This is a genomic window from Aeromicrobium sp. 9AM, from assembly GCF_902506105.1.
Lineage (GTDB): Bacteria > Actinomycetota > Actinomycetes > Propionibacteriales > Nocardioidaceae > Aeromicrobium.
Window position 1 is genome coordinate 1,163,623 of sequence record NZ_LR733304.1, and the last position, 18,459, is coordinate 1,182,081.

Annotated in this window: 16 protein-coding genes; 9 read left to right on the plus strand and 7 right to left on the minus strand. The window is 67.5% G+C overall.

Annotated elements, in window-relative coordinates:
* Positions 1 to 224 precede the first annotated feature (224 nt).
* The 3 genes from metH to BOSE46_RS12030 all read left to right on the plus strand — a co-directional run bounded on the left by metH (position 225) and on the right by BOSE46_RS12030 (position 7,554).
* Positions 225 to 3,950 (plus strand): methionine synthase, encoded by a 3,726-nt coding sequence (metH, locus tag BOSE46_RS12020; RefSeq protein WP_236551844.1) that lies wholly within the window; start codon positions 225 to 227, stop codon positions 3,948 to 3,950.
* Positions 3,951 to 3,971: 21 nt separating this feature from the next.
* Positions 3,972 to 4,823, plus strand: coding sequence for a PAC2 family protein (locus tag BOSE46_RS12025; RefSeq protein ID WP_236551735.1), 852 nt, complete (start codon positions 3,972 to 3,974; stop codon positions 4,821 to 4,823).
* A gap of 178 nt (positions 4,824 to 5,001) precedes the next feature.
* Entirely contained in the window at positions 5,002 to 7,554 is a 2,553-nt protein-coding gene (locus tag BOSE46_RS12030) for a discoidin domain-containing protein (protein ID WP_159540465.1), read from the plus strand.
* An 18-nt stretch (positions 7,555 to 7,572) separates the two neighbouring features.
* Here the strand turns inward: BOSE46_RS12030 and BOSE46_RS12035 are convergent, their stop codons facing one another.
* Positions 7,573 to 7,752: a hypothetical protein gene (locus BOSE46_RS12035; protein ID WP_159540466.1), complete on the minus strand. Its 180-nt coding sequence runs from the start codon at positions 7,750 to 7,752 to the stop codon at positions 7,573 to 7,575.
* Entirely contained in the window at positions 7,752 to 8,978 is a 1,227-nt protein-coding gene (gene mshC / locus BOSE46_RS12040; protein WP_159540467.1) for a cysteine--1-D-myo-inosityl 2-amino-2-deoxy-alpha-D-glucopyranoside ligase, read from the minus strand. The genes BOSE46_RS12035 and mshC overlap by 1 nt, the downstream gene beginning before the upstream one ends.
* A 74-nt stretch (positions 8,979 to 9,052) precedes the next feature.
* On the opposite strand from mshC, the gene corA reads away from it, so the two are divergent.
* Positions 9,053 to 10,012 carry a magnesium/cobalt transporter CorA gene (gene corA / locus BOSE46_RS12045; protein WP_159540468.1) on the plus strand — a complete coding sequence of 320 codons (960 nt, stop codon included), beginning with the start codon at positions 9,053 to 9,055 and terminating at the stop codon, positions 10,010 to 10,012.
* 2 nt (positions 10,013 to 10,014) lie between these two features.
* Here corA and BOSE46_RS12050 read toward each other — a convergent pair whose 3' ends face one another.
* Positions 10,015 to 10,851 carry an undecaprenyl-diphosphate phosphatase gene (locus BOSE46_RS12050; protein ID WP_159540469.1) on the minus strand — a complete coding sequence of 279 codons (837 nt, stop codon included), beginning with the start codon at positions 10,849 to 10,851 and terminating at the stop codon, positions 10,015 to 10,017.
* Positions 10,852 to 10,899: 48 nt separating this feature from the next.
* Here BOSE46_RS12050 and BOSE46_RS12055 point away from each other — a divergent pair, with 48 nt between their 5' ends.
* Both BOSE46_RS12055 and BOSE46_RS12060 read left to right on the plus strand, forming a co-directional pair.
* Entirely contained in the window at positions 10,900 to 11,853 is a 954-nt protein-coding gene (locus BOSE46_RS12055) for an aldo/keto reductase (RefSeq protein WP_159540470.1), read from the plus strand.
* Between the two features lie 11 nt (positions 11,854 to 11,864).
* Positions 11,865 to 12,050 carry a DUF5703 family protein gene (locus BOSE46_RS12060; protein WP_159540471.1) on the plus strand — a complete coding sequence of 62 codons (186 nt, stop codon included), beginning with the start codon at positions 11,865 to 11,867 and terminating at the stop codon, positions 12,048 to 12,050.
* Positions 12,051 to 12,084: 34 nt separating this feature from the next.
* On the opposite strand, the gene BOSE46_RS12065 is transcribed toward BOSE46_RS12060, so the two are convergent.
* Together BOSE46_RS12065 and BOSE46_RS12070 are read right to left on the minus strand one after the other, a co-directional pair.
* Positions 12,085 to 13,377: a M20/M25/M40 family metallo-hydrolase gene (locus BOSE46_RS12065; protein ID WP_159540472.1), complete on the minus strand. Its 1,293-nt coding sequence runs from the start codon at positions 13,375 to 13,377 to the stop codon at positions 12,085 to 12,087.
* Positions 13,378 to 13,423: 46 nt separating this feature from the next.
* Complete coding sequence (locus BOSE46_RS12070) at positions 13,424 to 13,819, minus strand: SRPBCC family protein (RefSeq protein ID WP_159540473.1); 396 nt, start codon at positions 13,817 to 13,819, stop codon at positions 13,424 to 13,426.
* A 15-nt stretch (positions 13,820 to 13,834) separates the two neighbouring features.
* On the opposite strand from BOSE46_RS12070, the gene BOSE46_RS12075 reads away from it, so the two are divergent.
* Positions 13,835 to 14,716, plus strand: a complete 882-nt coding sequence (locus BOSE46_RS12075) for a MoxR family ATPase (protein WP_159540474.1) — start codon at positions 13,835 to 13,837, stop codon at positions 14,714 to 14,716.
* Positions 14,713 to 16,128, plus strand: a complete 1,416-nt coding sequence (locus tag BOSE46_RS12080) for a VWA domain-containing protein (protein WP_159540475.1) — start codon at positions 14,713 to 14,715, stop codon at positions 16,126 to 16,128. Before BOSE46_RS12075 ends, BOSE46_RS12080 begins: the two co-directional genes overlap by 4 nt.
* 1 nt (position 16,129) lies before the next feature.
* Here BOSE46_RS12080 and BOSE46_RS12085 read toward each other — a convergent pair whose 3' ends face one another.
* Together BOSE46_RS12085 and BOSE46_RS12090 are read right to left on the minus strand one after the other, a co-directional pair.
* Positions 16,130 to 16,699 carry a hypothetical protein gene (locus BOSE46_RS12085; RefSeq protein WP_159540476.1) on the minus strand — a complete coding sequence of 190 codons (570 nt, stop codon included), beginning with the start codon at positions 16,697 to 16,699 and terminating at the stop codon, positions 16,130 to 16,132.
* Between the two features lie 63 nt (positions 16,700 to 16,762).
* Positions 16,763 to 17,524 (minus strand): 3-hydroxyacyl-CoA dehydrogenase, encoded by a 762-nt coding sequence (locus BOSE46_RS12090; protein WP_159540477.1) that lies wholly within the window; start codon positions 17,522 to 17,524, stop codon positions 16,763 to 16,765.
* Between the two features lie 113 nt (positions 17,525 to 17,637).
* On the opposite strand from BOSE46_RS12090, the gene BOSE46_RS12095 reads away from it, so the two are divergent.
* Positions 17,638 to 18,450 (plus strand): phosphatase PAP2 family protein, encoded by an 813-nt coding sequence (locus BOSE46_RS12095; protein WP_159540478.1) that lies wholly within the window; start codon positions 17,638 to 17,640, stop codon positions 18,448 to 18,450.
* Positions 18,451 to 18,459: the final 9 nt, after the last annotated feature.

Here is an 18,459-nt window from a genome sequence, read left to right on the forward strand (position 1 = left end):
GACAAGGTGTCCACGCGCGAGGAAGGTCCGGGCGTGACGTTGTCCGTCGTGAGATACTGGTGGGACTAAGTTCGGGAGCTCCCGAGGCCCAGGCGAGCCCGCCGCCGGCTGGAGCTTCCCAGCATTCCTGCCGATCAACTCCTCGAGGATTGCTTGTGTCTCACACCCCCAACCTTCGTCCTGACGCCACGTCTGCCCTGACCGAGCTCCTGCAGAGCCGGATCATGGTGCTGGACGGCGCGATGGGTACGGCGATCCAGCGGGATCGCCCTGACGAGGCGGGCTACCGCGGCGAACGGTTCGCCGACTGGCCGTCCGACGTCCAGGGCAACAACGACCTGCTGACGCTGACCAGGCCCGAGATCATCGCCGGCATCCACCGCGAGTACCTCGAGGCCGGCGCGGACATGATCGAGACCAACACGTTCAACGCGCAGGAGATCTCCCTGGGCGACTACGGCATGGAGGAGCTCTCCTACGAGCTCAACTACGAGTCCGCGCGCCTGGCCCGCCAGGAGTGCGACGCCATGACCGAGCGCACGCCCGACAAGCCGCGCTACGTCGCCGGTGCACTCGGGCCCACCACGCGTACCGCGTCGATCTCGCCGGACGTCAACGATCCCGGTGCCCGCAACGTGACGTACGACCAGCTCGTCGAGGCATACAAGACCGCCGCGAAGGGCCTGCTCGACGGCGGCTCCGACGTGCTCTTCATCGAGACGATCTTCGACACGCTCAACGCGAAGGCGGCGATCTTCGCGGTCGAGACGATCTTCGAGGAGTACGACCGGCGGTGGCCCGTCATCATCTCCGGCACGATCACGGACGCCTCCGGGCGTACGTTGTCGGGCCAGGTGACCGAGGCGTTCTGGCACTCCGTGCGGCACGTCAACCCGCTCCTGGTCGGCCTCAACTGCGCGCTCGGTGCCAAGGAGATGAGGCCCTACATCGCGGAGATGGCCCGCATCGCCGACACCTTCGTGTCTTGCTACCCCAACGCCGGCCTGCCGAATGCCTTCGGTGAGTACGACGAGGAGCCCAGCCAGACCGCGGCGATCATCGCGGAGTTCGCGGACAGCGGCTTCGTCAACCTCGTCGGCGGCTGCTGCGGCACCACGCCGGCACACATCGCCGCGATCGCCCAGGCAGTCGAGGGCAAGGCGCCGCGCCAGGCCGTCGAGGCCACGCCCGCGCTGCGGCTCTCGGGTCTCGAGCCGGTGACGGTCGTCGAGGACACCCTCTTCGTCAACGTCGGCGAGCGCACCAACATCACGGGATCGGCCCGGTTCCGCAACCTCATCAAGGCCGGCGACTACACCGCTGCCCTCGCCGTCGCGCGCCAGCAGGTCGAGGCCGGTGCCCAGGTCATCGACATCAACATGGACGAGGGCATGATCGACGGCATCGCCGCGATGGACCGCTTCACCAAGCTGGTCGCGACCGAGCCCGACATCTGCCGCGTGCCGACCATGATCGACTCCTCCAAGTGGGACGTCATCGAGGCCGGGCTCAAGTGCGTCCAGGGCAAGGCGATCGTCAACTCGATCTCGATGAAGGAGGGCGAGGAGAAGTTCGTCCGCGAGGCCCGGCTGTGCCGCAAGTACGGCGCGGCCGTCGTCGTCATGGCATTCGACGAAGAAGGCCAGGCCGACAACCTCGAGCGTCGCAAGCAGATCTGCCAGCGCGCGTACGACATCCTCGTCAACGACGTCGGCTTCCCGCCCGAGGACATCATCTTCGACCCCAACGTCTTCGCTGTCGCGACGGGCATCGAGGAGCACGCCAACTACGGCGTCGACTTCATCGAGGCGACGCGTTGGATCAAGCAGAACCTGCCCGGTGCGCTGGTCTCGGGCGGCGTCTCCAACGTCTCGTTCTCGTTCCGCGGCAACAACCCCGTGCGCGAGGCTATTCACGCGGTGTTCCTCTACCACGCGATCGGCGCGGGCATGGACATGGGAATCGTCAACGCAGGCGCCCTCGAGGTCTACGACGAGGTGCCCGAGCTGCTGCGCGACCGCATCGAGGACGTCATCCTCAACCGGCGACCGGACTCGACCGAGCGACTGCTCGAGATCGCCGCCGACTTCGCCGGCGACGGATCGGTCAAGGAAGTCGCCACCGAGGAGTGGCGCTCCCTCCCGGTCGGCGAACGCATCACGCATGCGCTGGTCAAGGGCATCGACGAGTTCGCCGAGTCCGACACCGAGGAGCTGCGCAAGCTGATCTCCGAGCGTGGTGGCCGCCCGATCGAGGTCATCGAAGGCCCGTTGATGGACGGCATGAACGTCGTCGGCGACCTGTTCGGCGAGGGCAAGATGTTCCTCCCGCAGGTCGTGAAGTCGGCGCGCGTCATGAAGAAGGCCGTCGCCTACCTCATCCCGTTCATCGAGGCCGAGAAGCAGCCCGGCGACGTAGAGCGCAGCAACGGCAAGGTCGTCATGGCCACGGTCAAGGGCGACGTCCACGACATCGGCAAGAACATCGTCGGCGTCGTGCTGCAGTGCAACAACTACGACGTGGTCGACCTGGGCGTCATGGTGCCCGCGCAGAAGATCCTCGACGCGGCCAAGGAGGAGGGCGCCGACGTCATCGGCCTGTCGGGCCTCATCACGCCGTCGCTCGACGAGATGGTCAACTTCGCCACCGAGATGGAGCGTCAGGGATTCGACATCCCGCTCATGATCGGCGGTGCGACGACGTCGCGCGCTCATACGGCCGTCAAGGTCGCGCAGAAGTATCACGGCCCCGTCATCTGGGTGAAGGACGCATCGCGCTCGGTGCCCGTCGTCGCGGCACTCCTGTCGGATGAGCAGCGACCCAAGCTGCTGGCCGACACCGAGGCGGACTACCAGTCGCTTCGCGAGCGCCACGCCGCCCGGCAGGACACGCGTACGTTGCTGCCGATCGAGGCCGCGCGGAGCAAGGCGACGCCGATCGACTGGAGCGGCTACACCCCGCCCCGCCCCCGGCTGCTGACGCAACAGGTCCGTGACGCGCACACCGACGACTACCACGCGTCCGGTGGGCCCACGCAGTTCGTCAAGACGTTCACGGACTACTCGCTCGAGGAGCTGCGCCCCTACATCGACTGGCAGCCGTTCTTCAACGCGTGGGAGATGAAGGGCCGCTACCCCGACATCCTCAACAACCCGACGAGCGGCGAGGCCGCGCGCAAGCTCTATGACGACGCGCAGGTCATGCTCGACCGGATCATCGAGGAGAAGTGGATCCGCGCCAACGGCGTGTTCGGGCTGTTCCCGGCCAACCAGGTCGCCGGCGACGACACCGAGGTCTACACCGACGAGACACGCACCGAGGTCAAGGCGGTGCTGCACCACCTCCGCCAGCAGACCGAGGGCCGTGAGGGTTCGGCGCGCAAGTCGCTCGCCGACTTCGTGGCGCCCAAGGACTCGGGGCTGCGCGACTACGTCGGCGCGTTCGCAGTCACGGCCGGCATCGGCATCACCGACCGGATCATGGCGTTCAAGAAGGAGCTCGACGACTACAGCGCGATCCTGCTGGAGTCACTGGCCGACCGCCTGGCCGAGGCGTTCGCCGAGCGCCTCCACGAGCGCGTACGCAAGGAGTTCTGGGCGCACGCACCCAACGAGGCGCTCAGCAACGAGGAGCTCATCAAGGAGTCGTACGACGGCATCCGGCCGGCACCCGGCTACCCCGCCTGCCCCGAGCACACCGAGAAGCAGACCATCTGGGAGCTGCTCGACGTCGAGGCCAACACCGGCATCGAGCTCACCGAGAGCATGGCGATGTGGCCCGGCGCTGCGGTGAGCGGACTCTACTTCTCGCACCCGGAGTCGCAGTACTTCGTGCTGGGTCGGATCGGCCGCGACCAGGTCGAGGACTATGCCGCCCGCAAGGGTTGGAGCGTCGACGAGGCGGAGAAGTGGTTGTCGCCCAACCTCGGCTACCGCACGGAGAACGAGTAGGCCGCGGGCTAGGCTGAAGGAGTGACCTCCGAACCCACGATCCCGCAGCTGAACGATCCGTGGATGGTGGCCGCCTTCGAGGGCTGGAACGACGCTGCTGATGCCGCTTCGGGCACGGTCGACCACCTCATCGAGGAATGGGACGCCGAGCTGCTGATCGAGCTCGACCCCGAGGACTACTACGACTTCCAGGTGCACCGTCCCCAGGTGCACAACGGCGACGACGGCGACCGGTTGATCACCTGGCCGGCGCCGATGATCTATCACGCGCGTCCGCGCCGTGGCGATCGTGACGTCCTGCTCCTTCGCGCGCCCGAGCCCAACTTCCGGTGGAAGGCGTTCTGCTCCACCGTGCTGGGCGTGGCCAAGCTCGCCGGCGTGACCGAGCTCATCACGCTTGGCGCACTTCTGGCCGACTCACCGCACACACGTCCGGTGCCCGTCAGCGGCTCGACGACCGACCCGGTCCTCATGGAACGCATGTCGCTGCTGCCCTCGACATACTCGGGGCCCGTCGGCATCACGTCGGTGCTCAACGAGATGGCGTCGCGTGAGGGCATCGCCTCGGCTTCGCTCTGGGCCGCGGTCCCCCACTATCTCGCCGAGCCGCCGTGCCCCAAGGCCACCCTCGCGCTGCTGGGAGCGGTCGAGGACGCCATGGGGCTGCCGCTCCCCCAGGGCGTACTCGTCGAGATGACCGATGCGTGGCAGCGCGGTGCCGAGGAGCTCACCTCACGTGACGAGGAGATCGCCGAGTATGTCGAGGCGCTCGAGAACGAGCGCGACACGAGCGACCTCCCCGAGGCGTCCGGGGACGCGATCGCCCGCGAGTTCGAGCGCTACCTGCGCCGGCGCAGCGACGACACGGAGTAGCTCACTCGCTCTTGCAGGTTGAGTTGGAGATCGACTGGCCCCGGGGCTGGCGGGACAAAAGTCGGTCTCCCCTGCGTTGGAGTAGACCGGAATGTGAACAGTCTGTTTCGTTCGTATCTTCCTGGTTCGCGGACCGATAGTTTGATGCCCTCTCCTGTGATCGGCCGCGAAGGTTCCCATGTCTGACAAGACCAATTTTGCTGCTGCGTTGCTCGTGTGGAGCGCGATCGTGCTCACGGGTTGCGATGGCGAAAATTTGGGAAATGCCGCGACGAGAGATGCTCTGGGGGCTTCCGTTGGCACAGGCGGTCCCCCGGTTGCCCCCTTTGTCGGGGGCAGCTCCCCGTCGATCCCCGCTGTCACGAAAAGCACCCCAGAGGTCCGCGTCATCAAGCATCCAGGCGTTGGGCTCAGCCTCTCCGATCTCCAGACGCTCAAGGCGAACGTCGACCAGGGCAGGCAACCGTGGAAGTCCGGCTTTGACCAACTGGCGAACAGTCCCGACTCCAGACTCAGCTACGCGGGGCGTGGTGGCCCCTTCGCGAAGGTGAGCCGCGCCCCAGACGTGAATCTCAATGCTTGGCGCTCCGACATGGTCGCGATCTCGAACCTCTCGCGGATGTGGTACTTCACCCAGGACGAGCGTTACGCGGTGAGCGCGCGCAAGTTGCTGCTTGGATGGGCCACCACCCAGACGGAGTTCTCAGGTCGCGAGTCGATGCTCGATCTGGGCGATTACGCGGCCCGGTTCGTCGGCGGCGCGGAAATCCTGCGCAGCACCTACCCGGGCTGGACCAAAGCCGATACGGCAACCGTCCAGAAGTACTTCAAGAACGTCCTGATGCCAGCAGCAAATCCGTATGGCGAAAGTCAGTTCGGGGCCGCCAACAAGGGCGCACTGGCCCTGTCCGCGCTAGGACTGATGGCGATCTACAACGATGATGTCGAGACGCTGGACAGGGTCGTCTATCAGGCCCGCACACTCGCCCATGTCGGGCTGCGCAATTCCAATGACATCGGCATGCTCGGTGACTACCTCCGTGACCAGGGGCACGGCTATGGACAGCTTCTGTCACTGACCACGCTGGCCGAGGCGCTCTGGACCCAAGGCATCGACATCTACTCCGACTTTGACAGTCGCCTGCTGGCGGCGGGTGAGTATTTCGCGAGGGTGAACGAGCTCGCCCCCACGACAGCCCTTCCCTTTGGCACCACCGATCGCTACTACACCTCCGACAACACCAATCGCGGCTGGGACGGCGGCGGCGGAGGGAACGAGGCACTCACTCAGCTCTACAACGCCTACGTTGTTCGCAAGGGTCTTCCGGCACCCTTCATCACTCAAAGACGCCTCTGGATGCCCGTCAGCAGCACCAGCTTCATGTACCTCAAGGAGTCCGACACGTCGAAGGCGACGCGGCCGCCGCCGCTGCCCATTCCTTCGACCACCTCGATCGCCTCGGGGTTCAGCAATGCTGACATCGGGGGCGGCAGCCCGGCCGGCGCGGCCACGTACACCAACGGCACATGGAACGTGACGGGGAGAGGCTACGGTGTCTGGGGCCCGCTCGACAGCGGCCACTTCGCCTACAAAGCCCTCAAGGGCAACGGCGCCATCATTGCGAAGGTCGAGTCGCTCGACAAAACCCACCCGTCCGCAGTGGCGGGCGTGATGATGCGCACCAGCCTGGAGCCAGGGGCTCCACGCGCCTGGATGGCCGTGAACCACAAAAATCAAGCCTTGCAGAACATGACGAAGCTGGCGGTGTATGGCGGTTCGAACTACGCGAACAAGGCGTTGACCGATGGGAGCACCTTGCCCATCACATGGGTGAAGCTGGAGCGCATCGGCAACATCATCACCGGCTACGTTTCTCCCGATGGCACCAATTGGGCCGCTACCGATGTCGGCCGCATCGATGCTCCCGTTCCCGACACGATCTATGCCGGATTGATGGTCTCGTCGGTCACAGGCAAGGCGAACAACAGCGTCTTCAGCAATGTGCAGATCACCGGCGGCGACGGTCGTGCGCGGAGCGTCATCCCTGCGGCGCCCGCCATGCTGCTGGCCTCGCCGGGCGATGGTGCCGTGCCGCTGCGCTGGCAGAGGTCCTTCGGCGCCACCAGCTACACGATCAGGCGCGCCACCTCCAGCGACGGCCCATATCGGACGGTCGCGTCGGGCGTCACAGGCAGCAGCTACACGGACAAGTCAGTGTTCAATGGCGCGACCTACTACTACACCGTCACGGCGACCAACTCCGCCGGAACGAGTGGCAGGTCTCCGGCGGACAGAGCGACGCCGTTTCATCCGATGGTGAACGTCGCCACGGGTGGCCTCGCGACCGACAGCGGGAACACGAGCGGCGCCAAGAGAGCCTTCGACCAGAACACGGGGTCGGGATGGTTCTACAAGGGCCCGACCGGCTGGCTTCAGTACGACCTCGGCCGCACGGAGCGCGTCCAGAGCTACACCATCCGCAGCTCCAGCGGCCTGGTCCCCCGCGATCCGAAGGACTGGCAGTTCCTGGGCTCCAACGACGGCTCCACCTGGACAACGCTCGACACGCAAAGCAACCAGGCCTTTGCCAAACGCTTGGAGCTGAAGACCTACGCGATCGCGAATCCCAGCTTCTATCGCCACTACCGGCTCAAGGTCACAGCCAACCATGGCGACGTCGTCTACACGGATCTTGGCGAGCTGGAACTGCTCGTTTCCCAGCCGCAGTGAACGTGCCACGGCTGGCGGTCAGCGCGGCTCGTCCGGGCCCTTGCGTGAGGAACGCATCCGCAGCAGGAGGGGCAGGAGCAGCACGGCGATGCCCGCATAGAACGCCGGCTCGAAGCTCGTGAAGAGGTAGGTCACGGCCAGGGCCGCAGCGACTACCCAACGCAAGAGGTCGAGCTGGCGTTCAGAAGGCTTCTGCATCACAGCGCGACGCCGAGCAGCGCATCGACCGCCGTGCGTACGGTGCGACCGGCCTGCGGGTCTGCGGCCGAGTCGTCCGCGGCCCACGCATCGATCGCCGCCAATGCAGTGGGCGCATCGAGATCATTCGCCATGGCTGCCCGTACGGCCTGCACAACGGCGGTGCCGGAAGGTGCGAGCGGGCGGCTCACCGCGTCACGCCAGGCGGCGAGCCGGGCCTCTGCAGTGGTGATCTCGTCGTCGAACCACTCCCAGTCGGAGCGGTAGTGGTGCGCCAGCAGTGCGAGGCGGATCGCCATCGGGTCGTGGCCGTTGGCCCGCAGCTTGGACACCAGCACGAGGTTGCCCTTGGACTTGGACATCTTCTCGCCCTCGAACCCGACCATGCCGGCGTGGACGTACGCCTGGGCGAACGCCTCGTGCGTCACGACCGTGGCCTCGGAGGCCGACATCTCGTGGTGCGGGAACACGAGGTCCGAACCGCCACCCTGCACGTCGAACGCGACGCCGAGGTGCTTCAGGGCGATCGCTGCGCACTCCACGTGCCAACCGGGCCTGCCCTTGCCGAGGGACGTCTCCCACGCCGGCTCGTTCGGTCGCTCGGCCTGCCAGAGCAGGCAATCGAGCGGGTGCTTCTTGCCGGGACGGTCCGGGTCTCCCCCTCGCTCGGGGAAGATGCGCAGCATCTCGGCCTCGTCGAGACCGGACACGAGGCCGAAGCCCGGGTCGGCATGCACGTCGAAGTAGAGGTCGTCGTCCACGCGGTAGACCGAGCCGGCCTCGTTGAGGCGGTCGATGAGGTCGACCACCAGGTCGATCGTCTCGACGGCGCCGACGTAGTTGGCCGGAGGGATGATCCGCAGGGCGGTCATGTCCTCGCGGAACAGGTCGATCTCGCGCGCGGCGAGGTCGGCCCAGTCGATGCCTGTGGCGATGGCGCGCTCGATCAGCGGGTCGTCGACGTCGGTCACGTTCTGCGTGTAGTCGACGTCGATGCCGCGATCGAGCCAGGCACGCTGGAGCAGGTCGAAGGCGAGATAGGTCGCAGCGTGACCCATGTGGGTCGCGTCGTACGGTGTGATCCCGCAGACGTAGAGCCGCGCGGAGCCCGAAGGATCGCTCGCGCGTACCTCTCCGGATGCCGTGTCGTGGACACGTACGGCCGACCCCTCGCCGAGCCCGAGGTCACCAAGGGACGGGACATCGGGACGAGACCAACTGCGCATGAGGCGAGCGTATCGGCTGGCTGGCTGCGGCCAGTCGACGGCGTCGCCGTGGGCGGCAAGGGCAGAATGTCGACGTGATCATTGACTGCGCGGTCTATCGCGACGGGATTCGTGAATCCACGAAGGATGACAAGCATTCGCTCGATGCGGCTCTGGCCGGCCTCGGCGAGGACGACTTCCTGTGGATCGGCATCGGCAACCCGACCACCGACGAGATGCATCGCGTCGCAGAGTCCTTGCAGCTCCATCCGTTGGCCGTCGAGGACGCGCTCGAGGCCCATCAGCGCCCCAAGGTCGAGCGCTACGAGGATCACCTGTTCATGTCGATCCGCACGGTGGCCTACAGCGACGACGACATCCGGACGCACGAGGTCAACATCTTCCTCGGCAAGAACTTCCTGCTCACGGTGCGGCACGGCGGACCGACGCTCAAGGAGGCGCGACGCGCGGCCGAGAAGATGATCGAGCCGCTGTCGCACGGCCCGACGGCTGCGCTGTACGCCGTGGTCGACAACATCGTCGACCACTACGAGGACGTCGCCGCGGAGCTCGAGATCGACGTGCAGGAGGTCGAGACGTCGGTCTTCTCGGCCGAGCGGTCCAACGACTCCACCCGCATCTACCGGCTCAAGCGCGAGACCTTGGAGTTCCGCCGGGCGGTGATGCCGCTCAAGGAGCCGATCATGCGGTTCGCGCAGGGCACGATGCCGGAGGATGCGCGACCCTACTTCCGCGACATCGGCGACCACCTCGCCCGCGCGGCGGAGGCCATCGACTCGATCGACCACCTGCTCGACAACGCGTTGCAGGCCCACCTGGCGCAGCTGAGCGTCCAGCAGAACGAGGACATGCGCAAGCTCACCGCGGGCGCCACGATCTTCGCGGTGCCGACCGCGATCGCCGGCATCTACGGCATGAACTTCGAGCACATGCCGGAGCTCACCTGGACGTACGGCTACCCGATCTGTGTCGCCGTGATCGGCGCGCTTTGCGGCTACATCTACTGGCGGTTCAAGCGCTCCGGCTGGCTCTAGGCTCAACTCACCGTGACGGTCGACGTCATGACGCCGGTCGCGACCAGCGCGAGGACGAGCACACCGAGCGCGATGCGGTAGACCACGAACGGCGTGTACGACTTGCGGCTGACGTACTCCAGCAGCCAGTGGATCACGGCCAGACCCACGACGAACGACACGATCGTCGCGACGATCGTGGGACCGGGACCGTACGCGTTGGTCTGGTTGGGGATGTCCTTCAGGTTGTAGATGCCGGCGCCGAGCACGGCGGGGATGGCCAGCAGGAACGCGTAGCGGGTCGCTGCGCGGCGCTCGTAGCCCAGGAGCAGCCCCATGCTGATCGTGCCGCCGGAACGGGACACACCGGGGAACAGCGCGCAGGCCTGCGCCAGCCCGAACAGCACGGCGTCGCGGGTCGTGAGCTTCTCGATCGGCCGGTTCTTGAGGCCCCAGCGCTCCGCGAAGCCGAGGATCAGGCCGAACACGATCAGCGCCACGGCGATCAGCGCCACGCGCCTGAACTCGTGCTTGATGGGGTCCTGGAAGAGCAGTCCGAGCAGCACGATCGGCAGGGAGCCGATGATCACGAACCAGCCCATCCGCCACTCGAGCTCCTGGCGAGCGGTCGCACTGAAGAGGCCGCGTATCCAGCCAGTGGCGATCGTGACGATGTCGCGCCAGAAGTAGATCAGGACGGCGAGCTCGGTGCCGATCTGGATCACTGCCGTGAACGCCGCCCCCGGATCGTCCCAGCCGAAGAACTTGGGGAAGATCGCCAAGTGCGCGCTGCTGGAGATGGGCAGGAACTCGGTCAGGCCCTGAAGGAGACCCAGGACCACGGCACGAAGGAAATCCACCGTGCGAGCCTACCGGGCACTTCACACCCGCCCGACTAGCCTTGCCGCATGCAGTATCGCCGCGTTGGTGCATCGGGGCTGGAGGTGTCACGGCTCGCGCTCGGCACCATGACGTGGGCCACGACCGTCGACGCGTACGAGGCCGAGGAACAGCTGTCCACGTTCCTCGACGCAGGTGGCACGCTGGTCGACACCGCGCCGATCTACGGCGACGGGGCGTGCGAGGAGCTGCTCGGCACGCTCATCAACAAGGCCGACGCGCGCGGTCGCATCGTGCTCGCCGGCAAGGCCGGTCTCATCAAGCGCGGTGAGCGCATCGATCGCGACAGCTCCAGGCGTACGCTCCTCGACCAGCTGGACCTGTCCCTGCGGCAGCTCGGCACCGATCACCTCGACCTGTGGCAGATCCACGCGTGGGACACCGAGACGCCGATCGAGGAGACCCTCAGCACGCTCGAGCACGCCGTACGGACGGGGCGCACGCGCTACGTCGGCATCTCCAACTACACCGGCTGGCAGACCGCCCTTGCGCACACCTGGCTGGCGGAGCGAGCAGATGCACTGCCGCTGGTCAGCACGCAGGTGGAGTACTCCCTCGTCAGGCGCGAGGCCGAGGACGAGGTCCTGCCGGCTGCGCGCCACCTCGGCATGGGTGTGCTCGCCTGGTCACCGCTGGGCCGGGGCGTGCTCACCGGCAAGTATCGCGGCGGGGTTCCGTCCGACTCACGGGCGGCCGATCCGGCCTGGGAAGCGTTCGTCGCGAAATACCTGACGCCGCAGAAGTCGGCCGTCGTGGAGGCGCTGGCCCGGGCGTCTGAGGGCCTCGACGTGACGATCGCGCACGTCGCCCTCGCCTGGCTGCTGGCCCGGCCGGGAGTCGCCTCTGCAGTCGTCGGCGCGCGTACGACATCTCAGCTGCAGGAGAACCTGGCGTCGGAGGATCTCGAGCTCCCGCCCGAGATCGTCCAGGCCCTCGACGACGTGTCGGACAGTGCAAGATGAGAGGTGAATCGATGATCGAGTACGAGTTCTGGAACCTCACGATCGACCGCACCAAGTCACGTACGGCGGTGTGCCGCATGCTGACGGACGCTGCGGAGTACCAGGGGTGGGAGCTCGAACGATTGCGCAAGGACGACACGGGTCATCGAACCGTCGTGCTGCGCCGCAAGATCATCCGCATGCGCAGCACGCTGTAGCCGAGCCCGCGGCCCTCAGGCTGGGAAAGCCGCGTCAGATCAGGTTGAGGAACTCGTCGAAGACGCGCGAGCCGAACTCGAGCGCCTCGACCGGCACCCGCTCGTCGACGCCGTGGAACAACGCGGTGAAGTCGAGGTCGGCCGGCAACCGCAGCGGCGTGAACCCGTACGACGTGATGCCCAGCTTGTGCCACGCCTTGGCGTCGGTGCCGCCGGACATGAGGAACGGTGCGATGTGCGCGTCAGGGTCCTGGCTGTGCAGCGCCACGGTCATCGCGTCGACGAGGTCGCCCTCGAAGGCGTATTCGAGGGCTGCGTCGGTGATGTGGGTCTCGACCGTGACGTTGGTGCCCACGATCTCCTGGACCGCCGGTACGAACGAGTCGGCGTGACCCGGCAGGTAGCGCCCGTCGACGTACGCGATCGCCTCCCCCGGCACGACGTTGTGCTTGTAGCCGGCTTCGAGCATCGTGGCGTTCGTCGTGTTGCGCATTCCGGCGCCGATCATGCGGATCGCGGGACCGAAGTGGCCGAGCACCTCGTCGGCCGAGCCCTCCTCGCCGGTCAGCTCGCGGACCTTGCTGAGCAGGAGCTCCATCGACGGGCCCGGCTCGTCGGGCCAGCGATGTTCGCCCAGGGTCACGAGGGCCTGAGCGAGATGCGTGACGGCGTTGTCGTCGTTGCGCATCGAGCCGTGCCCAGCCGTGCCGCGTCCCCGCAGGCGCATCCAGGCGATGCCCTTCTCGCCTGACTCGATGAGGTAGAGCCGCTTGCCGCCGACCTCGGTCGAGAAGCCACCGACCTCGCCGATCGCCTCGGTGCAGCCTTCGAACAGGTCAGGATGGTGCTCGACGAGCCAGTGGGCTCCGAGCACGCCACCGGCCTCCTCGTCAGCGGTGAAGACGAGCGTGATGGGCCGATCGGGGATGACGCCTGCGCGTTGCCGTGCTCGTACGACCGACAGGAGCATCCCGTCGAAGTCCTTCATGTCGACCGCGCCGCGGCCGAAGAGGTAGCCGTCGACGACCTCGGCAGCGAACGGGTCGACCTGCCAGTCACCGGCCTGCGCGGGCACGACGTCGAGGTGCCCGTGGATCAGCAGTCCGGGCCGGGAAGTGTTCTGGTTGCCCCAGCGGGCGACCAGGCTCGCGCGGCCGGACTCGGACTCGAAGATCTCCGACTCGATGCCGACCTCGGCCAGTGAGGCCGCGACGTACTCGGCCGCCTTGCGCTCCCCCGGCCCGGAGTCGTCACCGTAATTGGAGGTGTCGATCCGGATCAGGTCGCGGCAGATGTCGAGTGCTTCGGCTTCCGGCGTGTAACCCATGAATCGATCGTACGTGCCGGTACGCCTGCGACAACTCGCGGCGGACCTAGGCGAGCAGGCGGTCGACGACCCTCGAGAACATCCGGATGCTCACGGCCCGGGTCAGGCCGTCGAGGGCCCGGGGCAGCCCGCGTACGTGGAGGTCCTCGCGCCACGTCACGCGGCTGCCCGTCCCGTGCGGGTCGACGGAGACCTCAGCCCACCCCGTCACGACGCGGCCACGCTTCTCGAGGCGGCAGAACTCCGGTTCGCGCCACTCGACGATGTCCATGGGGTCGTCGAAACCGAACGGCCCCACACTCGTGCGGGCGACGAATCCGGTCGGCGTGCGGGTGATGCGGGTCAGCGGCACGTGCGCGGCATGCTTCTCCCAGTCGGTGAGCCGCCGCCATGACTCCTCGGGTGGCAGACGTACCTCGCGAACGATCTCGAAGAGGGCCACGGCATCATCGTAGGCATGCGCACCATGCCGTTCACCTCGATCGACGACGTCAAGGCCAAGCTCGCCGGCGCGGGCTACCTCGCTTCCGACGCCGTCGCGACGACCGTGTTCCTCGCCAGCGAGCTGGGCAAGCCCCTGCTGGTCGAGGGCCCTGCGGGTGTCGGCAAGACCGCCCTGTCGAGCGCCGTCGCCCAGGCGTGCGGAGCCGACCTCGTACGCCTGCAGTGCTACGAGGGTGTCGACGAGGCGCGCGCGATCTACGAGTGGAACCACGCCAAGCAGCTGCTCCGGATCACGGCGGGCAAGGACGAGACGTGGGACGAGGCGCGCAACGACATCTTCAGCGAGGAGTTCCTGCTCGCCCGTCCCCTGCTCACCGCGATCCGCAACGAGGGCCCCACGGTCCTGCTGATCGACGAGACCGACAAGGCCGACGTCGAGATCGAGGGCCTGCTGCTGGAGGTCCTGGGTGACTTCCAGATCACGGTGCCCGAGCTCGGCACGATCACCGCGACGAGCCGGCCGTTCGTCGTGCTCACGTCCAACGCGACGCGCGAGCTGTCGGAGGCCCTGCGCCGCCGCTGCCTGTTCCTGCACATCGACTTCCCGGACGCCGACCTCGAGCAGCAGATCGTACGTCTGAAGGTTCCGGAGCTCGATGTCACGCTCGGCGACTCGCTCGTTCGGGTCATCAACGCACTGCGCGCCATGCCGTTGCGCAAGTCGCCGTCGGTCTCCGAGACGATCGACTGGGCTCGTACGCTCGTCGCTCTGGGTGCCGACATCCTGGACGACCAGGTCGTCAAGGAGAGCCTCGGTGTGATCCTCAAGCACCAGGACGACCTCGAACGGGCCACGTCGCGGCTCGATCTCGACGAGGTGCTGGGCACGCCATGACCCCCGCACGGATCGGTGAGCCGGAGGCGCAGGACGTCGCCGGCCGGCTCGTCGAGTTCGTCGCCGCACTGCGGACCAAGGGCATACCGGCCGGCACCAGCGAGACCGTCGATGCCGCTGCGGTGGTCGAGGTGCTCGGCATGAGCGACCGGTCGCAGCTGCGAGAAGGGCTGGCATCGGCGCTCGTGCGCCGCGGCGGCCAGCGTGATGTGTTCGACATGACGTTCGACCTGTTCTTCCCGGCCGGTGTCGGCGTGCCTCAGGCCGCCCGGGAGACCGACGAGGACTTCGACCTCGACGACCTGCGGGACCTGCTGGCGATGGCGCTTGCCGAGAACGACCTGCGGGCGCTGGAGCAGGTGGCTGAGATCGCCGTCGACCTGCTGGGTGCGGTGGGCACAGAGGGCACCACGACGGGCGGCTGGTCGGCGTACCAGACCCTCGAGCGCCTGCAGCCGCAGACCTTGCTCGTGCAGGCGCTGCGCCAGCGCGGCGAAGGCGGCGGTCAGGGCCAAGGCGGCGGCCAGGGTGAGGGCGGCGGGTTCACCGAGCGCCTCGAACGTGACGAGGTGCGACAGAACATCGAGCGTTTCCGGGCCCTGGTCGCGGGTGAAGCGCGGCGCCGGACTGCTGAGCTGCGCGGGCGCGAGGTCGTCACGCGGCACGCCGTGCGTACAGGCAGTGACCGCATCGACTTCCTCAGCGCCAACCAGCAGCAGCTCGAGGAGCTGGCCCGCACCGTCAGGCCGCTGTCACGCAAGCTCGCCACCCGCCTGGCCGCACGCCGGCGCAAGGCCCGTCGCGGGCGCATCGACATCCGGCGGACGCTTCGCCGCTCGATGTCGACCGGCGGTGTGCCGATCCGCCCGGTGTACGCCAAACCGCACCCGTCCCGTCCCGAGCTCGTCCTGCTGTGCGACGTGTCCGGCTCGGTGTCGGGATTCTCGAGCTTCACGATGCACCTGGTGCAGGCCCTCAGCGGCCAGTTCAGCAAGGTGCGTGTCTTCGCGTTCGTCAACGCGATGGCCGACGTGACCGACCTCGTCAAGGAGGGCGGTGACGACCTCGCCGGCCGCATCGCCCGCGAGGCCCGCATCACCAAGTGGCACACCAGCAGCGACTACGGCGAGGCCTTCGCCGACTTCCACGCCGACCACATGACCGCCATCGGCCCGCGCACCGCGGTGTTGATCCTCGGCGACGCGCGCAACAACAACCAGGACGCCAACCTCGGCGCCCTCCACGAGATCAACCAGCGCGCACGGCGTACGTTCTGGCTCAACCCCGAGCACTCGATGCGGTGGGGCCTCGGCGACTCGATCGCGCCGACCTATGCCGAGGTCGTCGAGATGCACGAGTGCTGCAACGTCGACCAGCTGACGAAGTTCATCACCCGCCTGCTGCCGGTCTGAGTCAGCGCAGCGCGCGCTGCATCGCCCAGGCGATCGCCCCCCAACCTGCAGCGATCGCCAGCATCGAGAGCCCGCCGCCGGGCCAGTAGACGTGCTCCTGCATGAATCCGAAGTCGCCGGCCAGGACGAGCACCGACCCGGGAGCAGCGACCCACCCGGCGACACGAAGCGCGCACCCGCAGGCCAGGGCGGACGCCCCGATGAGCGCGATCGAACCGATGTGACCCAGGTCGGAGGCGAGTCCGAAGACCACGCCGAAGCCGCCGCGGTCGTGCGCCAGCTTGAGCCCGCCCGCGCCAATGCCCGCGAGCACGTCGAGCGCCGTGTAGAAGCACGCATAGACGTACCCGAGCGCCATGGCCACCACGCCGTAGGTCCGGTCGACGCTGCGTGCCACGAACCACGGCCCGAGACCGAGGAGCGGGAACATGGGCAGCAGGACGACGTGGAGGTCACGCCACCGCCCTGCGTCAGCGAACGTCAGATGGGCCGGGTGCGTCAGGCCGAGCAGCGCAATCGCCAGCGGCACGCCAACCGCGACGCAGACGTTCCAACGGGTGAGCTGTGGCATGCCCCGACCGTACGCTCGACCGCCGGGGCACGCCGGGCGAAATCTGCCCGCACGGTGTCAGGATCAGCGCGGTGCCATGCGGATCGCGCCGTCGAGCCGGATCGTCTCGCCGTTGAGCATCGGGTTGGCCACGATGTGAGCGGCGAGGGCGCCGTACTCGGCCGGGTCCCCGAGGCGGCTCGGGTGCGGCACCTGCTTGCCCAGCGAGGCGCGGGCGTCCTCCGGCAACGAAGCCAGCAAGGGTGTGTCGAAGAGTCCCGGCGCGATCGTCATGACCCGGATGCCCAGTGAGGCCAGGTCTCGGGCGATCGGGAGCGTCATCCCGACGACCCCACCCTTGGACGCGGCGTACGCCGCCTGGCCGATCTGGCCGTCAAAGGCGGCGATCGACGCCGTGTTGATGATGACGCCGCGCTCCTCGCCGATCGGGTCGAGCTGGGCGATCCGGGCGGCCGCCAGTCGCAGGACGTTGAACGAGCCGATCAGGTTGATCTCGATGATCCGCTGGAACTTGTCGAGCGGGTACGGGCCCTGCTTACCGACCGTCTTGATCGCATCTCCGGTGCCGGCGCAGTTGACGACGACGCGCAGGTCACCCAGCTCTGCCGCGACGTCGAGCGCCTCGGTCACCGCAGCCTCGTCGCGCACGTCGGCGGCCGCAAAGCGTACGGACTCCCCCAGGCGCTCAGCGACGTCGGCTCCGGGCGAGCCCGGCAGGTCGAGGATGACGACCTTGGCGCCGGCGTCGAGCAACGCCTCGACAGTGGCGAGGCCGAGGCCGGAGGCGCCTCCGGTGACGAGGGCTACCGCGTTCTTCACGTCCATGAATGGTCCTGTTCGTTCGAATTCCTGGGCGACTTGGTCTGAAGTCCGCCCCTACGATCGCACAGGCATCCGTAAGATCATTCCGTGAACCGTGCGACAACCCGTCAGCTGCCATGAGCTGGGCGACCTGGGACCAGGCCGCGATCGCCTCCGCAGTGAGTCTGATCGCGTGGCTCGTCCTCCGGGCACTGCCGTCGAGCCGCGTCGGCAACGCGCTGCTGCCGGCCTTCAGCGAGTTCGCCCTGATCTCGGCGCTGTACGCCGTGTGGCGACTGGCCCGTCAGCTCCCGTTCACCCATCCCGAGGGCGCGATGGATCGGGCCCGAGCGATCGATGACCTGCAGAACTTCCTGCACATGCCGACCGAGATCGCGATGCAGCACTTCGTGGTGCACTACGACTGGCTCGCCGCGCTGACCAACGACTACTACGCGACCGTCCATGTCCCGGCCCTGCTGGTGTTCCTGGTGTGGCTGTTCATCCGCCACCGGGACCAGTACCCGCACTGGCGCAACGGGCTGGCCGGGCTCACGGCGTTCTGCCTCGTCATCCGTTTCATCCGGGTGGCGCCGCCGCGCTTCGTGCAGGAGCTCGGTTTCGTCGACCTGTCCGACAAGCACGGGTTCGACGTCTACGGCGACGTCGGCACCGGGATCTCCGACCAGTTCGCCGCCATGCCGTCGATCCACGTCGGCTGGGCCGCGGTCGTCGCTCTCGGCGTGTTCTCCGTGACGACGAGCAGGTGGCGCTGGGTCGTCCTGATGCACCTGCCGATCACGATCTTCGTCGTGGCCGCCACGGGTCACCACTGGTGGATGGACGGGATCGTCGCGATCGCGTTGCTGTTGGGCTGCCTGGCGATCGACTCGCGCGTCAGGGCACGACGGGCCCGGCGCAAGGAGCTCGTCCCTGCGCCGGCCGGCTAGTCCCGCTGG